This window comes from Frateuria sp., assembly GCF_035943815.1.
Classification (GTDB): domain Bacteria; phylum Pseudomonadota; class Gammaproteobacteria; order Xanthomonadales; family Rhodanobacteraceae; genus Frateuria_A.
Genome location: NZ_DASZBU010000005.1, coordinates 66323 through 82099 on the forward strand (window position 1 = coordinate 66323; position 15777 = coordinate 82099).

General features: G+C 69.6%; 13 protein-coding genes. 10 read left to right on the forward strand and 3 right to left on the reverse strand.

Annotated features, from left to right (window positions below; all coding sequences use genetic code 11):
* The first annotated feature begins 412 nt into the window (after positions 1 to 412).
* Both VGU65_RS01955 and VGU65_RS01960 read left to right on the forward strand, forming a co-directional pair.
* The gene (locus VGU65_RS01955; RefSeq protein WP_327472481.1) at positions 413 to 2647 is read left to right on the forward strand and encodes an NADP-dependent isocitrate dehydrogenase; all 2235 of its coding nucleotides are present in this window, start codon (positions 413 to 415) and stop codon (positions 2645 to 2647) included.
* Positions 2648 to 2650: 3 nt separating this feature from the next.
* Positions 2651 to 3718 carry a TraB/GumN family protein gene (locus VGU65_RS01960; protein WP_327472482.1) on the forward strand — a complete coding sequence of 356 codons (1068 nt, stop codon included), beginning with the start codon at positions 2651 to 2653 and terminating at the stop codon, positions 3716 to 3718.
* A 4-nt stretch (positions 3719 to 3722) separates the two neighbouring features.
* Here the strand turns inward: VGU65_RS01960 and VGU65_RS01965 are convergent, their stop codons facing one another.
* Positions 3723 to 4673: an aldo/keto reductase gene (locus VGU65_RS01965; RefSeq protein ID WP_327472483.1), complete on the reverse strand. Its 951-nt coding sequence runs from the start codon at positions 4671 to 4673 to the stop codon at positions 3723 to 3725.
* 110 nt (positions 4674 to 4783) lie between these two features.
* Positions 4784 to 4957 (reverse strand): hypothetical protein, encoded by a 174-nt coding sequence (locus VGU65_RS01970; RefSeq protein WP_327472484.1) that lies wholly within the window; start codon positions 4955 to 4957, stop codon positions 4784 to 4786.
* 174 nt (positions 4958 to 5131) lie between these two features.
* Between VGU65_RS01970 and VGU65_RS01975 the strand changes: the two genes are divergently transcribed.
* The 7 genes from VGU65_RS01975 (at position 5132) to VGU65_RS02005 (ending at position 12523) form a co-directional block, all read left to right on the forward strand.
* Positions 5132 to 7357 carry a beta-glucosidase family protein gene (locus VGU65_RS01975; protein WP_414655783.1) on the forward strand — a complete coding sequence of 742 codons (2226 nt, stop codon included), beginning with the start codon at positions 5132 to 5134 and terminating at the stop codon, positions 7355 to 7357.
* A gap of 14 nt (positions 7358 to 7371) precedes the next feature.
* Positions 7372 to 8349 (forward strand): LysR substrate-binding domain-containing protein, encoded by a 978-nt coding sequence (locus tag VGU65_RS01980; protein WP_327472485.1) that lies wholly within the window; start codon positions 7372 to 7374, stop codon positions 8347 to 8349.
* Complete coding sequence (locus VGU65_RS01985; protein ID WP_327472486.1) at positions 8346 to 9458, forward strand: S-(hydroxymethyl)glutathione dehydrogenase/class III alcohol dehydrogenase; 1113 nt, start codon at positions 8346 to 8348, stop codon at positions 9456 to 9458. Before VGU65_RS01980 ends, VGU65_RS01985 begins: the two co-directional genes overlap by 4 nt.
* Before the next feature lie 133 nt (positions 9459 to 9591).
* The gene (locus tag VGU65_RS01990) at positions 9592 to 10254 is read left to right on the forward strand and encodes an NYN domain-containing protein (RefSeq protein ID WP_327472487.1); all 663 of its coding nucleotides are present in this window, start codon (positions 9592 to 9594) and stop codon (positions 10252 to 10254) included.
* Between the two features lie 41 nt (positions 10255 to 10295).
* Complete coding sequence (locus tag VGU65_RS01995) at positions 10296 to 11174, forward strand: class I SAM-dependent methyltransferase (protein WP_327472488.1); 879 nt, start codon at positions 10296 to 10298, stop codon at positions 11172 to 11174.
* Between the two features lie 4 nt (positions 11175 to 11178).
* The gene (locus VGU65_RS02000) at positions 11179 to 11712 is read left to right on the forward strand and encodes a pseudouridine synthase (protein ID WP_327472489.1); all 534 of its coding nucleotides are present in this window, start codon (positions 11179 to 11181) and stop codon (positions 11710 to 11712) included.
* 61 nt (positions 11713 to 11773) lie between these two features.
* Entirely contained in the window at positions 11774 to 12523 is a 750-nt protein-coding gene (locus VGU65_RS02005) for a class I SAM-dependent methyltransferase (RefSeq protein ID WP_327472490.1), read from the forward strand.
* 375 nt (positions 12524 to 12898) lie between these two features.
* Here VGU65_RS02005 and VGU65_RS02010 read toward each other — a convergent pair whose 3' ends face one another.
* The gene (locus VGU65_RS02010; RefSeq protein WP_327472491.1) at positions 12899 to 13684 is read right to left on the reverse strand and encodes a TatD family hydrolase; all 786 of its coding nucleotides are present in this window, start codon (positions 13682 to 13684) and stop codon (positions 12899 to 12901) included.
* A gap of 321 nt (positions 13685 to 14005) precedes the next feature.
* On the opposite strand from VGU65_RS02010, the gene gspE reads away from it, so the two are divergent.
* Positions 14006 to 15736 (forward strand): type II secretion system ATPase GspE, encoded by a 1731-nt coding sequence (gene gspE / locus VGU65_RS02015; protein WP_327472492.1) that lies wholly within the window; start codon positions 14006 to 14008, stop codon positions 15734 to 15736.
* Positions 15737 to 15777 lie beyond the last annotated feature (41 nt).

A 15777-nucleotide genomic window follows, 5' to 3' on the forward strand; every position in this document is an offset into this window, starting at 1 on the left:
CAATGGTTAGAGCAGGGGACTCATCGAAAGGTGCCGCCGCGCCGTAATGCGCGGACGGGAACGGGATGAATTCAGGGAAACCTCAGCGGCATGGCCGGTGGCAACCCTGAGCCAAGCCGGCGGTACACCGCCGGAAGGTGCAGAGACTACCTGGGGGCTATGAAGTGCCCTTGATCACAGGCTAGAGCGTCCCGCGCCCCACCCGTCCATGCCACCGGCTGGACGGAGGGCGAAGAGATAGTCCGCGCCGGCGGGAAACCTCCGGGCCACGCGAATCCCTTGGTTCCAGGTTCGAGTCCTGGTGGGCCCACATTCCGAGAGCGTCCGATTCCGCGCATGCCGCGCACCGCTCTTGTCCGTTCCCGCCGGCCGCCTGGAGCGGCGCGGCTCCACGCCTGCGAGAGGTCCCGAAGTGTCCGATAGCCCGAAGATCATCTACACGCTGACCGACGAAGCGCCCTTCCTTGCGACCCAGTCGCTGCTGCCGATCGTGCAGGCGTTCGCGCATACGGCGGGCATCGAGGTTCAGACGCGCGACATCTCGCTGGCCGGGCGCATCCTGTCGCAGTTTCCCGAGTACCTGAGGGACGACCAGAAGATCGCCGACGACCTGGCCGAGCTCGGCCAGCTGGCCACCACGCCAGAGGCCAACATCATCAAGCTGCCCAACATCAGCGCTTCGGTGCCGCAGCTCAAGGCCGCGATCAAGGAGCTGCAGGCGCAGGGCTACGCGCTGCCGGACTACCCGGACGAGCCGCACGGCGACGTGGAGAAGTACAACGTCAAGGCGCGCTACGACAAGGTCAAGGGCAGCGCGGTCAACCCGGTGCTGCGCGAGGGCAATTCGGACCGCCGTGCGCCGGCCTCGGTGAAGAACTACGCGCGCAAGCACCCGCACAAGATGGGCCCGTGGAGCGCCGACTCGAAGACGCGCGTGGCGCACATGGACGGCGGCGACTTCTACGGCAGCGAGCAGTCCGCCACGATGGACAAGGCCGGCAGCCTGAAGATCGAGCTGCTCGCGAAGGACGGTACGGCCGCCGTGCTCAAGGAGAAGGTCGCCGTGCAGGCGGGCGAGATCGTCGACGCAGCGGTCATGAGCCGCGCCGCGCTGGCGCGTTTCATCGGCGCCGAGATCGCGCGCGCCAAGGCCGACGGCGTGCTGTTCTCGCTGCATCTGAAGGCCACCATGATGAAGGTCTCCGACCCGATCATGTTCGGCGTGGTGGTGGGCGAGTTCTACAAGGACGTGCTCGACAAGCACGCGGCCGAGCTCAAGCAGATCGGCTTCGACGCCAACAATGGCATCGGCGACCTCTACGCGCGCCTGGCCCAGCTGCCGGAAGACAAGCAGGCGGCGATCAAGGCCGACATCCAGGCCGAGTACGCAAAGCGCCCGGCCGTGGCGATGGTCAACTCGGACAAGGGCATCACCAACCTGCACGTCCCCTCCGACGTGATCGTCGACGCCTCGATGCCGGCGATGATCCGCGACTCGGGGAAAATGTGGAACGCGCAAGGCCAGCTGCAGGACACCGCGGCGCTGATCCCCGACCGCTGCTACGCCGGCATCTACCAGGCGGTGATCGAGGACTGCAAGGCGCACGGCGCGTTCGACCCGGCCACCATGGGCTCGGTGCCCAACGTGGGCCTGATGGCGCAGAAGGCCGAGGAGTACGGCTCGCACGACAAGACCTTCCAGGTCGCTGCCGCCGGCACGGTGCGCGTGACCGACCAGGACGGCCGCGCGCTGTTCGAGCACGCGGTCGAGGCCGGCGACATCTGGCGCATGTGCAATACCCGCGACGCGGCGATCCGCGACTGGGTCAAGCTCGCCGTCAGCCGCGCGCGCCTGAGCTCCACGCCCGCCGTGTTCTGGCTGGATCCCCAGCGCGCGCACGACGCGCAGCTGATCGCCAAGATCGAGCGCTACCTCAAGGAGCATGACACCGCGGGCCTGGACATCCGCATCCTGCCACCGGTCGAGGCGATGGCCTTTTCGCTTGAGCGCATCCGCAAGGGCCAGGACACCATCTCGGTGACCGGCAACGTGCTGCGCGACTACCTCACGGACCTGTTCCCGATCATGGAGCTGGGCACCAGCGCCAAGATGCTTTCGATCGTGCCGCTGATGGCCGGTGGCGGCCTGTTCGAGACCGGCGCCGGCGGCTCGGCGCCCAAGCACGTGCAGCAGTTCCTGGACGAGGACTACCTGCGCTGGGACTCGCTGGGCGAGTTCCTCGCACTGGCCGCCTCCTTCGAGCATCTGGCCGAGCGCTACGGCAACCGGCGCGCCGCCGTTCTGGCCAAGGCGCTGGACCAGGCCAACGGCAAGATCCTGGACAACAACAAGTCGCCCGCGCGCAAGGTCGGGGAGCTGGACAATCGCGGCAGCCATTTCTACCTGGCGCTGTACTGGGCGCAGGCGCTGGCCGCGCAGGACGAGGACACGCAGCTTGCGGCCACCTTCGCGCCGCTGGCGAAAGCGCTGGCCGACAACGAAGCAACCATCGTGGCCGAGTTGAACGGCGCGCAGGGCAAGCGCGTGGACATCGGCGGCTACTACCACCCGGACCTTGCGCGCACCGGCGCCGCGATGCGGCCCAGCGCGAGCTTCAACGCCGCGCTCGCCAAGCTGGACAAGTAGCGCATGCGGGGCCACTGGCTGGCGCTGGGGTTGATGCTGGCGCTGGCCGGCGGTGCGTCGTTGCACGCGCAGTCGGTGCCGGCCGCTGCGTCCACCGTGCATGCGGTGGACCTGCCGGCGGTCTCGGTCAGCGGCGTGCAGCCCGGGCCTGGCCTGTGGAAGGTCAGCCGTAACGGTCACGTGATGTGGGTGCTGGGCCTGGTGCCGGCGATGCCCGCCCAGGTGCAGTGGCGCTCGGACGAGGTAGCCGCGGCGATCGCCGGCTCGCAGGAGCTGCTCGAGCCGCCGCACGCCGATTTCGAGGTCAAGGCGGGTTTCTTCGCCAAGCTGTTCCTGCTGCCCTCCGCCTATGCGGCGCGCAAGAACGAGGATGGCCGGCGCCTGGAAGAGGTGCTGCCCGCGCCGCTGTACCAGCGCTGGCAGGCGCTCAAGGCGCGCTTCATCGGCCACGACAACGGCATCGAGCGCTGGCGGCCCATGTTCGCCGCGATGGAGCTGGAGAAGCGCGCCCGCAAGGCCTACGGCCTCACCGGCGATGCGGGCGTGCGCAACGCGGTCGATGCGCTGGCCGAACAACACGGCGTGCCGCGCATCCACGCCGACTACAAGGTGGTGATCGAGCATCCGCGCGACGCGCTCAAGGCCTTCCGCAAGGCCGGGCCGCAGGACGTGGAGTGCTTCGCGCGCACGCTCGACAGCGTCGAGCACGACCTGCCGACGATGAGCGCGCGCGCCGATGCCTGGGCCATCGGCGACATCGAGGCGCTGCGGGGCATGCCCGACAGCCAGGCGCGCGATGCCTGCGTGCAGGCGCTCTCGGCGGCCGGGTTCGCCCGCCAGCTGGGCGTGGCCGACGTGCCGGCGAAAGTCGTCGCCACCTGGGTCGCCGCCGCGCGTGAGGCGCTCGCTAACCACCAGCAGACCTTCGCCCTGCTGCCGATCGACGAGTTGCTGCGGCCGGGCCCCTACCTGCAGGCGCTGCGGGCGGACGGCGCCACGATCGAGGCGCCGGACGACGTAGGGCCGGATGCGGGCGAAGCGTCACCCGCCAAGCCCGCATCCGGCGGCTGAAGACTCAGGCTTCCGCGCTGGCCAGGTCCAGCTGCGCGATCTCATCCGGCGCCAGCGAGAGCCGCACCGCGCCCAGCAGCTCGTGCAACTGCGCCACGCTGGTGGCGCTGGCGATCGGCGCGGTGAGGCCGGGGCGGGCGATCAGCCAGGCCAGCGCCACCTGCGCGGGCGAGGCATGGTGCGCAGCGGCGACCCCGTCCAGCGCGGCGAGCCCGCGCAAGCCTTGCGGGTTGAGGAAGCGCTTGGCCGCGCCGCCGCGTGCGCTGCTCTTGGCCAGGTCCGCCTCGCTGCGGTACTTGCCGGAGAGGAAGCCGCTGGCCAGCGCGTAGTAGCTGATCACGCCGACCTGCTCGCGGCGCACCAACGGCTCCAGCTCGCGCTCGTAGCCGGCGCGCCGCAGCAGGTTGTACTCGGGCTGCAGCGACTCGTAGCGCGGCAGGCCGTGCTGGGCCGACATCCGCAGCGCCTCGGCGAAGCGGTCGGCGGTGTAGTTCGAGGCGCCGATCGCGCGCACCTTGCCCTGCTCGATCAGCCGCCCGAACGCGCCGAGTGTCTCGGCCAGTGGCACCGAGGCGTCGTCCTCGTGGGCCTGGTAGAGGTCGATGCAGTCGATCTGCAGGCGCCTGAGCGAGCCTTCCACCGCCTGCTGGATGTTGACCGGCGACAGGCCCGGCTGCTCGGCCCACTTGGCCACCTTGGTGGCGATCACCACCTTGTCGCGCTTGCCGCTGGCCTTGAGCCAACGGCCGATGATCGCCTCCGACTCGCCGCCCCGGTTGCCTGGCACCCAGGCCGGATAGACGTCCGCCGTATCGATGAGGTTGAAACCGGCATCGACGAAGGCGTCGAGCAGTTCGAAGGCGCGCGGTTGGTCCACGCTCCAGCCGAACACGTTGCCGCCGAAGGCGAGCGGGGCGATGGAGAGCGGCGAGCGGCCTAGCGGACGCAGTTGCATGGGGATTCCTGTCGCAGCGGGGATCCTTACGCAGATGGAGCGGCGCCGCAGGGAATCAAGCGTTGCCCTGGTGCGTGACTCACCAGGGCAACGTCCCGGACTGCGTGGGATTAGCCGATCAGCGCGGCGCGCACCACCGCGCGCCAGCGCAGCATCGGCGCTACCGGCTTGGCGGTGGGTGCACGGCGGCCGCGCGTTGCCGGCGCATCTTCGCGCCAGCGCAGTTCCGTGGCAGGGAGGGCGTGGCCGTGCAGGTACAGCAACTGCTTCCAGAGCGGTTTCATGGATGGACTCCGGTGGGGGTGTTGCCTTGGGGTGCGCTCAAGGTACGCCGTGGGCTAGCGGCCAAAAAGCGATATATTCGCAAGTCAGCCTTGACCGGAATTCAAGGGTAAGGGTGTTGAACCGAGCTGCCGCCGCGCTGTGGCAGGCCACCTACCTGGCGAGGAGGAGCACTGATGAAAGGCATCCGCTGGAGGGCGCCGCGCCGCGCCCCTTTCACCCCGAGCCGGTTTCTCTTGGGCCTGTTCACCCTCGGCCTGATGGCCACCGCCGCCGCCGCGGCATCGCCGGCCCCGACCGGCCCGTCCACCTCCCCCGACGCCGGTGCGCACGCCCTGCTCGGCCAGATGACGCAGGCGGAGAAATTCCAGCTCATCCGCAGCGCGTTCGGCGAGCCCGACCCGGCGCATGGCCTGGCCAAACCGGCCGGTGCCCTCGGCTCGGCCGGCTACGTCGCCGGCATCCCGCGGCTGGGTATCCCCGCGCAGCAGTTGAGCGATGCCGGCCTGGGCGTGGCCAACCCGATCAACGTGCGCCCGGGCGATGGCGCCACCTCGCTCCCCGCAGGATTGGCCACCGCGGCCAGCTGGGACCCGCAGGTGGCCTATGCCGGCGGCGCGATGATCGGCAACGAGGCCTGGCGCAAGGGCTTCAACGTGCTGCTGGCCGGCGGCATGGATCTGCAGCGCGATCCGCGCAACGGGCGCAACTTCGAGTACGCGGGCGAGGACCCGCTGCTGGCCGGCACGATGGTCGGCGCCGCGGTGCGAGGCATCCAGGACCAGCACGTGCTTGCCACCGTCAAGCACTTCGCGCTCAACGACCAGGAAACCGCGCGCAACACCATCGACGCGCGCATCGGCGAGCAGGCCATGCGCGAGTCGGACCTGCTCGCCTTCGAACTGGCCATCGAGCGGGGCAAGCCCGGCTCGGTGATGTGTTCCTACAACAAGGTCAACGGCGACTGGGCCTGCGAGAACCGCTTCCTGCTCGAACAGGTGCTCAAGCATGACTGGGCCTTTCCCGGCTACGTGATGTCCGACTGGGGCGCCGTGCACAGCGCGGCAAAGGCCGCCAATGCCGGGCTCGACCAGGAATCGGCCGCCGAGGCGTTCGACAAGGAGGTCTATTTCGGCAAGCCGCTCGAACAGGCAGTCGCGCGCGGCGAGGTGAGCCAGGCGCGGCTGGACGACATGGTCGAGCGCATCCTGCGCAGCATGTTCGCGGTAGGCCTGATGGACCATCCCCCGCAGCCGGGCCCGATCGACCGGCAGGCCCACCTGGCGGTGGCGCAGCACACGCTGGAGGCCGGCGCGGTGCTGCTGCGCAACCAGGATGCGTTGCTGCCGCTGGCAAGCGACCTGAAGTCCGTCGCCGTGATCGGCGGCCATGCCGACAAGGGCGTGATGGCCGGTGGCGGCTCCTCGATGGTGACGCCGTATGGCGGCAATGCGGTGCCGGGCCTGGAGCCGGCGACCTGGCCGGGGCCGGTGACGTTCGATCCGTCCGCACCGCTGGCCGCGATCCAGGCCCTCGCCGGCGGAGCGAAGGTGGACTTCGCCAGCGGCGACGACGTGGCCGCTGCAGCGGCACTGGCCGCGCACGCGCAGGTGGCGGTGGTGTTCGTCACGCAGTGGGCGGCCGAGTCCTTTGACGCGGCCGACCTCAGGCTGCCGGGGAACCAGGATGCGCTGGTGGATGCGGTCGCCCGGGCCAACCCGCATACGGTGGTGGTACTGGAGACCAACAGCCCGGTGGCGATGCCATGGCTCGATCGCGTGGGCGCCGTGCTGCAGGCCTGGTATCCGGGCAGCGCCGGCGGCGTGGCCATCGCGAACCTGCTGTTCGGCAAGGTCGACCCGTCCGGCCGGTTGCCGATCACCTGGCCGCGCGCACTGGACCAGTTGCCGCGGCCACAGTTGCCGGGCGCCACGGCAGGCACCTCCGCAGCGACCAGCGTCGACTACGGCATCGAAGGCGCCGACGTCGGTTACCGCTGGTTCCAGCGCACGCACCGCGAGCCGCTGTTCCCGTTCGGCTTCGGCCTTTCCTACACGCGCTTCGCCCATGGCGAGCCGGTGGTGGAGATGCATGACGGCCGGCCCCGCGCGCGCGTGACCGTGCGCAATACGGGCAAGCGCGACGGTGCGGACGTGGTGCAGATCTACGTGCAGGTGCCCGGCTCGCCGGTGCGGCGGCTGGCCGGCTTCGGCAAGGTGGTGCTGGCGCCGGGGCAGTCGCGTGAGGTAAGCGTCGAACTGGAGCCGCGTCTGCTGGCCGGGTTCGACACCGCGACGCAGCGCTGGGTGATCCACGCGGGCCGCTACGCGGTCTACGCCGGCCGCTCGGCAGCCGACCTTTCCGCGCCGCGTTACGTGCAGTTGCCGCAACGCCGCCTGTAGCGCCGGAGCGCCCGATGAGCCAGATCCCGCTGGGCCTGCTGCAGCAATTCGTGCGGGTCGCCCGCCTGGGCAACCTCTCTCGCGCGGCGGCGCAGGCCAACCTCACCGTCAGCGCGCTGAGCCACCAGATCCGCCAGTTGGAGGACCGCCTGGGCCGGCGCCTGTTCGAGCGCGGGCCTCGCGGCGTCACGCTGACGGTGGAAGGATGCAGCCTGCTCGAAGCGGTAGCCGGGCATTTCGACGGCATCGAGCATGCGCTTTCGCGCTACCGCGAGCGGCGGCACGACTCGCTCACGCTGAGCGCGAGCTCCGGGATCATGTCCAGTTGGCTGTTGCCGCGCCTGCCGCACCTGGTGGCGGCGCACCCGGAGCTCGAACTGAACCTGCAATCGAGTTCAACGCTGGTCGATTTCGATCGCGAGCCGGTGGACGTGGGCCTGCGCTACGGTCGCGGTCAGTGGGAGGGCCTGCGCTGCGAAAGGCTGTTCGGCGAATGGCTGGCGCCCGTGGCCACGCCCGAACTGGTCGCGCGCATGGCGGGCACCGACCCGAACGATCTGCTGGCCTGGCCGCTGCTGGGCGATCCCTCCAACCGCTGGCGCGACTGGTTTGCGTTCGTCGGTGGCGAGCTGCCCCGGCGCTATGTGGCGCAGTTCGACAGCACCGACGCGCTGCGCCATGCGGCACTGGAAGGGCTGGGCGTTGCGCTGGGCCGCATGGTCACCTCCAGCTCGCTGATCCACGCGGGGCGGCTGGTGGTGCTGGGCGAGCGTTTCATGCCGACCGAGGAAGCCTACTGGCTGGTCTATCCGCCGCGCTCGGAGGAGCACGGGGGACTGGCGGTGTTCCGCCAATGGGTGATGGCCGAAGCCGAACGCTACTGCAATGAAAACCTGGCCTGTGCGCAGCCGGGATGTCCGCCGGACCTTCCGTTGCGCGCACGCGAGGGCGCATCATCGCCGTTCCCCCGGCTGCCGGAATCCACATCATGAAGTCCCGCTCCGCCGTCGCCTGGGAGGCAGGCAAGCCGCTGTCGATCGAGGAAGTGGACGTGGCCGGTCCCAAGACCGGCGAAGTGCTGGTGCGCATCGTCGCCACCGGTGTCTGCCACACCGACGCATTCACCCTTTCCGGCGCCGATCCGGAAGGCCTGTTCCCGGCGATCCTGGGCCACGAGGGCGGCGGCATCGTCGAGGAGGTCGGCGAGGGCGTGACCACGCTGGCCGTGGGCGATCACGTCATTCCGCTGTACACGCCCGAGTGCGGCACCTGCGAATACTGCCGCTCGGGCAAGACCAATCTGTGCCAGCGCATCCGCGCCACCCAGGGCCAGGGCCTGATGCCCGACGGCACCTCGCGGTTTTCCAAGGACGGCCGGACGATCCGCCACTACATGGGCACCAGCACCTTCAGCGAGTACACCGTGCTGCCGGAGATCGCGCTGGCGAAGATCGACCGGGCCGCGCCGCTGGAGAAGGTCTGCCTGCTCGGCTGTGGCATCACTACCGGCATCGGCGCGGTGCTCAACACGGCGAAAGTCGAGCCGGGCGCCAGCGTGGCGGTGTTCGGGCTGGGCGGCATCGGCCTGTCGGTGGTGCAGGGCGCGGTGATGGCCAAGGCCGGGCGCATCGTGGTGGTGGACACCAATCCGTCCAAGTTCGAGATGGCGCGCATGCTCGGCGCGACCGACTTCGTCAACCCGAAGGACCATCCGGACACGCCCATCCAGCAGGTGATCGTCGAGCTCACCGGCGGCGGCGTGGACTATTCGTTCGAGTGCATCGGCAACGTGGAGGTGATGCGCTCGGCGCTGGAGTGCTGCCACAAGGGCTGGGGCGAGTCGATCATCATCGGCGTGGCCGGCGCGGGGCAGGAGATCCGCACGCGGCCGTTCCACCTGGTGACCGGGCGCGTGTGGCGCGGCTCGGCCTTCGGCGGCGTCAAGGGCCGCTCGCAGCTGCCCGGCTACGTGGATCGCTACCTGGCCGGCGAGATCCGCATCGACGAGATGGTCAGCCAGGAGCTGCCGCTGGAGCGCATCAACGAAGCGTTCGACGCGATGCATGCGGGCACGGTCATCCGCTCGGTGATCCGCTACTAGATCCTTCACCCGCGCTCGGAGGAAGGACCGGTACGCGGCGCTGCGGCCCTGATCCTTTCCCGCGTTCGCCGAAAGGATTCGGGCGCAAGCCGTCCGCTAGAATGCGCGCGCTTCGGCATCCTGAAGGAATTCCATGCAACGCACCGCCATCCTGGTCGACGGCGCCTTTTTCCTTGCCCGTTATCGCAAGGTATGGGGCGAGCGCGACGCCAGCGACGCGCGCACGGTGGCCAAGACCATGTTCGGCATGGCGCTGGAGCACCTGAAGGCGCTGGACCGCCCCCGCGAGGCGCTCTACCGCATCTTCTTCTACGACTGCCCGCCGCTGGAGAAGGTGCTGGTACGCCCGCTCAGCGGCGAGGCGGTCGACTTTTCGCGCACGGGCGCAGCGGCGTTCCGCCGCGAACTGCACGACCAGCTGCGCCGCCAGCGCAAGCTGGCCCTCAGGCTGGGCCGGCTGGCCGAGCGCGGCGAGTGGAAGCTCAGGTTCCATGCCTACCAGCAGCTGCGCGAGGGCACGCTGGCATGGGCCGACCTCGGCGACGAGCATTTCGAACCGGACATGCGCCAGACCCAGGTCGACATGAAGATCGGCATCGACATCGCCGCGCTCGCCTACAAGAGGCTGGTCGACCAGATCGTGCTGGTCGCCGGCGATGCCGATTTCATTCCCGCCGCCAAGCTCGCCCGCCACGAGGGAATCGACTTCATACTCGACCCGATGTGGCAGGGTATCGCCCCAGACCTGCACGAGCACATCGACGGCTTGCAGTCGGTCTGCCCGCGGCCTTTCTGAAATTCCAAGCGCTCCCACGCGCGGCCCACAAGGAGATCACCATGAAGACGCTGCTGCTTTCAGCCTTCTGCACCGCCGCGCTGCTGGCCGGCCCGGCACGCGCACAGGACCAGCCCGACGACGCCCTGGTGCCGCCGACCAGTGCCAGCGACTACACCGCGGCCCAGCTTGACCAGGTGATCGCCGGCGACTGGCGGCCGGCCGCCCACCGCGCGCGCGACGTTTACCGGCATCCGAAAGCCACGCTGGAATTCTTCGAGGTGCGCCCGGACCAGACGCTGATCGAGATCACTCCCGCCGGCGGCTGGTATGCGGAGATCCTCGCGCCGCTGCTGCGCGACAACGGCCGCTACATCGCGGCGGAAACCCGCCCGAGCGCCGATGCGGAGGCGCGCAACGACGACAACACGCTGCGCAAGCTCTTCGCCGCGCATTCCGCGCAGTTCGATCATGCCTCGATCGTCGCCTTCGATCCGAAGGCGCCGGTGCTCGGTCCGCCCGCCTCGGCCGACCGCGTGCTGACCTTCCGCAACGTGCACAACTGGGCGATGGCCGGCAACGCGCCGGCGATGTTCAATGCCTTCTTCACCGTGCTCAAGCCCGGCGGCGTGCTCGGCGTGGTCGACCATCGCGCCGATGAGGGCGCCACGCTGGAGCAGGTCAAGGGCAGCGGCTACCTGCCCGTGGATTACGTCGTCAAGCTGGCCACCGACGCGGGCTTCGTGCTGGACGGCAGCAGCGAGATCAATGCCAATCCCAAGGACGATCACGACCATCCCAAGGGCGTGTGGACACTGCCGCCCACGTTCGCGCTGGGGAGCCAGGACAAGGCCGACTACCAGGCGATCGGCGAGTCCGACCGCATGACCTTGCGCTTCGTCAAGCCGGCCGCGCCTGCGCACGCGGGATCGTCCCAGTAGGTCCGTGCTGATCGCGCTCAACAAGCCCTACGGGGTGCTCTGCCAGTTCTCCGGCGACGGCGGCCGTCCCACGCTGGCCGGCTACGTGCGCGAAAAGGACGTCTATCCGGCGGGACGGCTGGACCACGACAGCGAAGGTTTGTTGCTGCTCACCGACGAGGGCGCGCTGGCGCACCGGCTGACCGATCCGAAGCACAAGATGCCCAAGACCTATCTGGTGCAGGTGGACGGCGCGATCACCGACGAAGCGCTGGCCGCCCTGCGCCGAGGCGTCGTGCTCAGCGACGGGCCGACGCTGCCGGCGGGCGCCGAACATGCGGCCGAACCGGACTGGCTGTGGCCGCGCGATCCGCCGGTGCGGTTCCGCAAAGCGATTCCCACCAGTTGGGCCAGCGTCACCCTGCGCGAGGGACGCAACCGCCAGGTGCGGCGGATGACGGCGGCGGTCGGCTTTCCCACCCTGCGGCTGATCCGCGTGCGGGTGGGCGACTATGCCCTGGACGGCCTGCCGCCCGGCCAGACCCGTCGCCTGCTCTAGGTTGGGCAGGGGGTGTCCGGGCCTGCGCGATAATGCGTATCCCGCCCCCGACCCAATGCCCATGTCCATCTTCAAGGACCACTTTTCCGGCCACGCGGCGCTTTACCGCGATGCGCGCCCGCTGCCGCCCGACGACTGGTTCGCCTGGCTGGCCGGCCAGGCGCCGGATTGCGCGCTGGCCTGGGACGCCGGCTGCGGCAACGGCCAGGCCAGCCGGGGGCTGGCGGCGCATTTCGAGCGCGTGGTGGCGACCGACCCCAGCGCCACGCAGGTCGCGCAGGCGACGGCCCATCCGGCCATCGACTACCGCGTGGAGCCGGCCGAGCACAGCAGCCTGGCGACGGGCAGCGTGAGCCTGGTCAGCGTGTCGCAGGCGCTGCACTGGTTCGACCTGGACGCCTTCCACGCGGAGGTGCGCCGGGTCGCCCGGCCGGGTGCGCTGCTGGCGGTTTGCGGCTACGGCAACTGCAGCGTGGACCGTGCGGTGGATGCGGCGGAACGGGCGCTCTATGCCGATACGCTGGGCGGGGACTGGCCGCCCGAGCGCGCGCTGGTGGACAGCGGCTACCGCGAGCTGCCTTTTCCGTTCGAGCCGGTCGACACGCCCAGCTTCGGCATGCGCGCGGACTGGAACCTGGCCCAGTTCCTGGCCTATCTCGGTTCCTGGTCGGCCACGCAGCGCTACCTCGGGCGCACCGGCGTCGACCCGGTGGCCGCGGCGGCGCCGGCGCTGGCGCAAGCCTGGGGCGATCCAGACCGGCTGCGCACGGTGCGGTGGCCGTTCTTCACCCGCGTCGGCCGCATCGTCTGATCCTCCTTGAGCCGGCTCCCTCTCCCCTTCGGGGTTGGGATGAGGGGCCGGGGCCTTGCGGGGAGGTTGGCGAGCATTCTGCCGCTTTAGAGCTTCCGATCGCCTTCGGCGCTCGGGTCACTTTCTTTGCTGGCCCAAAGAAAGTAACCAAAGAAACGACCTGGCTCAGCCCGGGGAGGGATAAGAGCTTGGCGCCGTTTCGCCTTGTCGGGTGGGTCTCTTGCCCTTAGAGGAGCTGCAGCCGCTATACCGCGGTCGCTCGGGAGTTGAGGCTGGAGAGGCATGCGGTAGCTTGGAAGGCGTCGGCTTTAGCAACCTTTAGCAATCTCTTCGTTACGTGACGTAATTCGGCAACGCGGATGGAGAGAGGGCGTGCTAAAGCCCGAAGAACGTGGCGGCTGCCGCCGTGCTGTTCGCTGCGGTCACCTCTGGCGGTTCGCCGCGATCGCGCGCGACTTCTTCGCAGATGTGCTTCAGGTACATCGGCTCGTTGCGCCGGTGGCTCGGCTGCGGGCGCACGGTGCGCGGCAGCAGGTAGGGCGCGTCGGTTTCCAGCAGCAGGCGGTCGGCGGGGATCTCGCGCACGAACTGCTTGAGGTGGGTGCCGCGGCGCTCGTCGCAGATCCAGCCGGTGATGCCGATATGGCAATCCAGCGCGAGGTAGTCGTGCAGCGCCTCGCGGGTGTCGGTGAAGCAGTGCACCACCGCCGCCGGCACGCGGCCGCGGTAGCGCCTGAGCAGGGCGAGGAAATCCGCGTGCGCGTCGCGCTGGTGCAGGAACAGCGGCTTGCCCATCTGCGCGGCGATCGTGAGTTGCTGCTCGAATACGCGAAGCTGCACCTCGCGCGGGGAATAGTTGCGGTGGTAGTCCAGCCCGGTCTCGCCCACGGCGCGCACCTGCGGCAGCAGGGCCAGTTCGCGCAGGCGCGCGTCGGTGGCCTCGTCGTAGTCGATCGCGTGGTGCGGATGCACGCCCGCCGTGGCCCACAGCACGCCCGGGTGGCCCTGCGCCAGCGCCAACGCCTGCTCGCTGCCCTCGCGCGAGGCGCCGGTCACCACCATCCGCGTGACGCCCTGCTCCGCGGCACGCGCAAGGACTTGCGCGAAGTCGTGCCCGAAGGACTCGTGGGTGAGGTTGGCGCCGATGTCGATCAGCTGCATGGCCGGCCTGCAAAAGCAGGCATTGTTGCAAAGCGGTTTGGTTTGGCAAGCCACCGACTGCGTGGCGGACTCCGCCGCCATCAGCCGCCGGCACGACCACCGGTACGGTGGCGTTGGACCAGCATGCGACCGCCGCGGCCGGCGCTCCGCGGTGTACCCGCCGCTTCACATTTCGGTGAACTCGACGGCGGGATGGTAGTCCGACCTTCCGCGGCGTCCCGCCCCCGTGCTCGCGCCCGGGCCGCGGGATGTGCTACCAATGGGTTTTCTCGTCGACGCAGGGGGTGTTGACGGGTTGGCGTGACTGGCGGGAGACACTGCATGTCGGCAGTTCCAACGCCGGCGGCTACCTGGGCGCTCACCGTGGACGACCGCGAAGCGGCTGTCTGCGCACTCCTGGTGTCGCGCGGCAACCTCAAGGACAGCGACCTCCATCGCGCGCGCCGCCTCCACGAGGAGGCGCCGGAGGGCACCCTGACTGCGCTGATGGCGCGGCTGGGGCTGGTGTCCGAGCGCGACCTGGCCGAGGCCTGGTCCGAATTGCTGGGCGTGCCGCTGCTCGTCGCGCGCGATGCCCCGGAAATGCCGCCGGCCGAGCCGGAGCTGTCCCTGCGCTTCCTCAAGCAGCAGCACGTGGTGCCGGTGCGCGAGGGCGAGGACGACCTGGCGCTGGTGGTGGCCGATCCGGCCGATCCCTATCCTTTGCAGGCCGTCGAGCTGGCCGCCGGACGGCCGGTGGCGCTGCGCATCGGCCTGCGCTCGGAGATCGACGACCTGATCGAGCGCTACTACGGCACCGGCCGCTCGGCGATGGGCACGATCGTGGAGAACCTCGCCGGCGAGGCCAGCGAGGAGGACGACGTCGAGCACCTGCGCGACCTGGCCTCCGAGGCGCCGGTGATCCGCCTGGTCAACCTGATCCTGCAGCGCGCGGTGGAGCAGCGCGCCTCCGATGTGCACATCGAGCCGTTCGAGAACCGCCTCAAGGTGCGCTACCGCATCGACGGCGTGCTGCATGAGGTCGAGGCGCCGCCGTCCTCGTCCACGGCGGCGGTGATCAGCCGCGTCAAGATCATGGCCAAGCTCAACATCGCCGAGCGCCGGCTGCCGCAGGACGGACGCATCCAGCTGCGCGTGCAGGGCAAGGAGCTGGACCTGCGCGTGTCGACCGTGCCGACCGCCTACGGCGAGTCGGTGGTGATGCGCATCCTCGACCGCGAGTCGGTGGTGTTCGATTTCGCCTCGCTCGGCTTTACGCCCGAGTTCGAGAAACGCTTCGTCGAGGTGCTGGAGCGGCCCAACGGCATCCTGCTGGTGACCGGCCCGACCGGTTCGGGCAAGACCACCACGCTCTATACGGCGCTGTCGCGGATCAACACGCCGGACGTCAAGATCATCACCGTCGAAGACCCGGTCGAGTACCAGCTCGAAGGCATCAACCAGATCCAGGTCAAGCCGCAGATCGGGCTGGACTTCGCCAATGCGCTGCGCTCGATCATGCGCCAGGATCCGGACGTGATCATGATCGGCGAGATGCGCGACCTGGAGACCTGCCGCATCGCGATCCAGTCCGCGCTCACCGGCCACCTGGTGCTCTCCACCCTGCACACCAACTCGGCCGCTGGCGGCGTCACGCGCTTGCTGGACATGGGCGTGGAGGATTACCTGCTCGGCTCGACCGTCAACGCGATCCTGGCCCAGCGCCTGGTGCGCCGGCTGGACCCGGAAACGGCGATCCCCTACGAGCCCACGCCCGAGGTGATCGCCGAATTCGAGCTGGACAAGTACACCGACGAGCGCCCCATCCGCCTGTGGAAACCCGGCAGCAGCGCCGCCAACCCCACCGGTTACCGCGGCCGCCGCGCCATCGTCGAGTTCCTGGTGATGAGCGAGCCGCTGCGCCGGCTGGTGATGCGGCGCGCCGACGCCAGCGAGATCGAGCGGCAAGCCCGCGCCGAGGGCATGCGCACCATGTACGAGGATGGCATCGCCAAGGCCGTCGCCGGCGTCACCACCCTCGAGGAGGTGCTGCGTGTCACGCAGGAAGGCTGATGCCGCGCGAGCCGATGCCCTTGCGCCCTCCCCCCCGTGGA

What these genes read in the sequence shown, in the direction of transcription:
- VGU65_RS01995 (WP_327472488.1), top strand. Translation starts at nt 10,296, where the DNA reads ATGAAGACGCTGCTGCTTTCAGCCTTCTGCACCGCCGCGCTGCTGGCC.
- VGU65_RS01985 (WP_327472486.1), top strand. Translation starts at nt 8,346, where the DNA reads ATGAAGTCCCGCTCCGCCGTCGCCTGGGAGGCAGGCAAGCCGCTGTCG.
- VGU65_RS02005 (WP_327472490.1), top strand. Translation starts at nt 11,774, where the DNA reads ATGTCCATCTTCAAGGACCACTTTTCCGGCCACGCGGCGCTTTACCGC.
- VGU65_RS01980 (WP_327472485.1), top strand. Translation starts at nt 7,372, where the DNA reads ATGAGCCAGATCCCGCTGGGCCTGCTGCAGCAATTCGTGCGGGTCGCC.
- VGU65_RS01990 (WP_327472487.1), top strand. Translation starts at nt 9,592, where the DNA reads ATGCAACGCACCGCCATCCTGGTCGACGGCGCCTTTTTCCTTGCCCGT.
- VGU65_RS01960 (WP_327472482.1), top strand. Translation starts at nt 2,651, where the DNA reads ATGCGGGGCCACTGGCTGGCGCTGGGGTTGATGCTGGCGCTGGCCGGC.
- VGU65_RS01970 (WP_327472484.1), bottom strand. Translation starts at nt 4,957, where the DNA reads ATGAAACCGCTCTGGAAGCAGTTGCTGTACCTGCACGGCCACGCCCTC.
- VGU65_RS02010 (WP_327472491.1), bottom strand. Translation starts at nt 13,684, where the DNA reads ATGCAGCTGATCGACATCGGCGCCAACCTCACCCACGAGTCCTTCGGG.
- VGU65_RS01965 (WP_327472483.1), bottom strand. Translation starts at nt 4,673, where the DNA reads ATGCAACTGCGTCCGCTAGGCCGCTCGCCGCTCTCCATCGCCCCGCTC.
- gspE (WP_327472492.1), top strand. Translation starts at nt 14,006, where the DNA reads ATGTCGGCAGTTCCAACGCCGGCGGCTACCTGGGCGCTCACCGTGGAC.
- VGU65_RS01975 (WP_414655783.1), top strand. Translation starts at nt 5,132, where the DNA reads ATGAAAGGCATCCGCTGGAGGGCGCCGCGCCGCGCCCCTTTCACCCCG.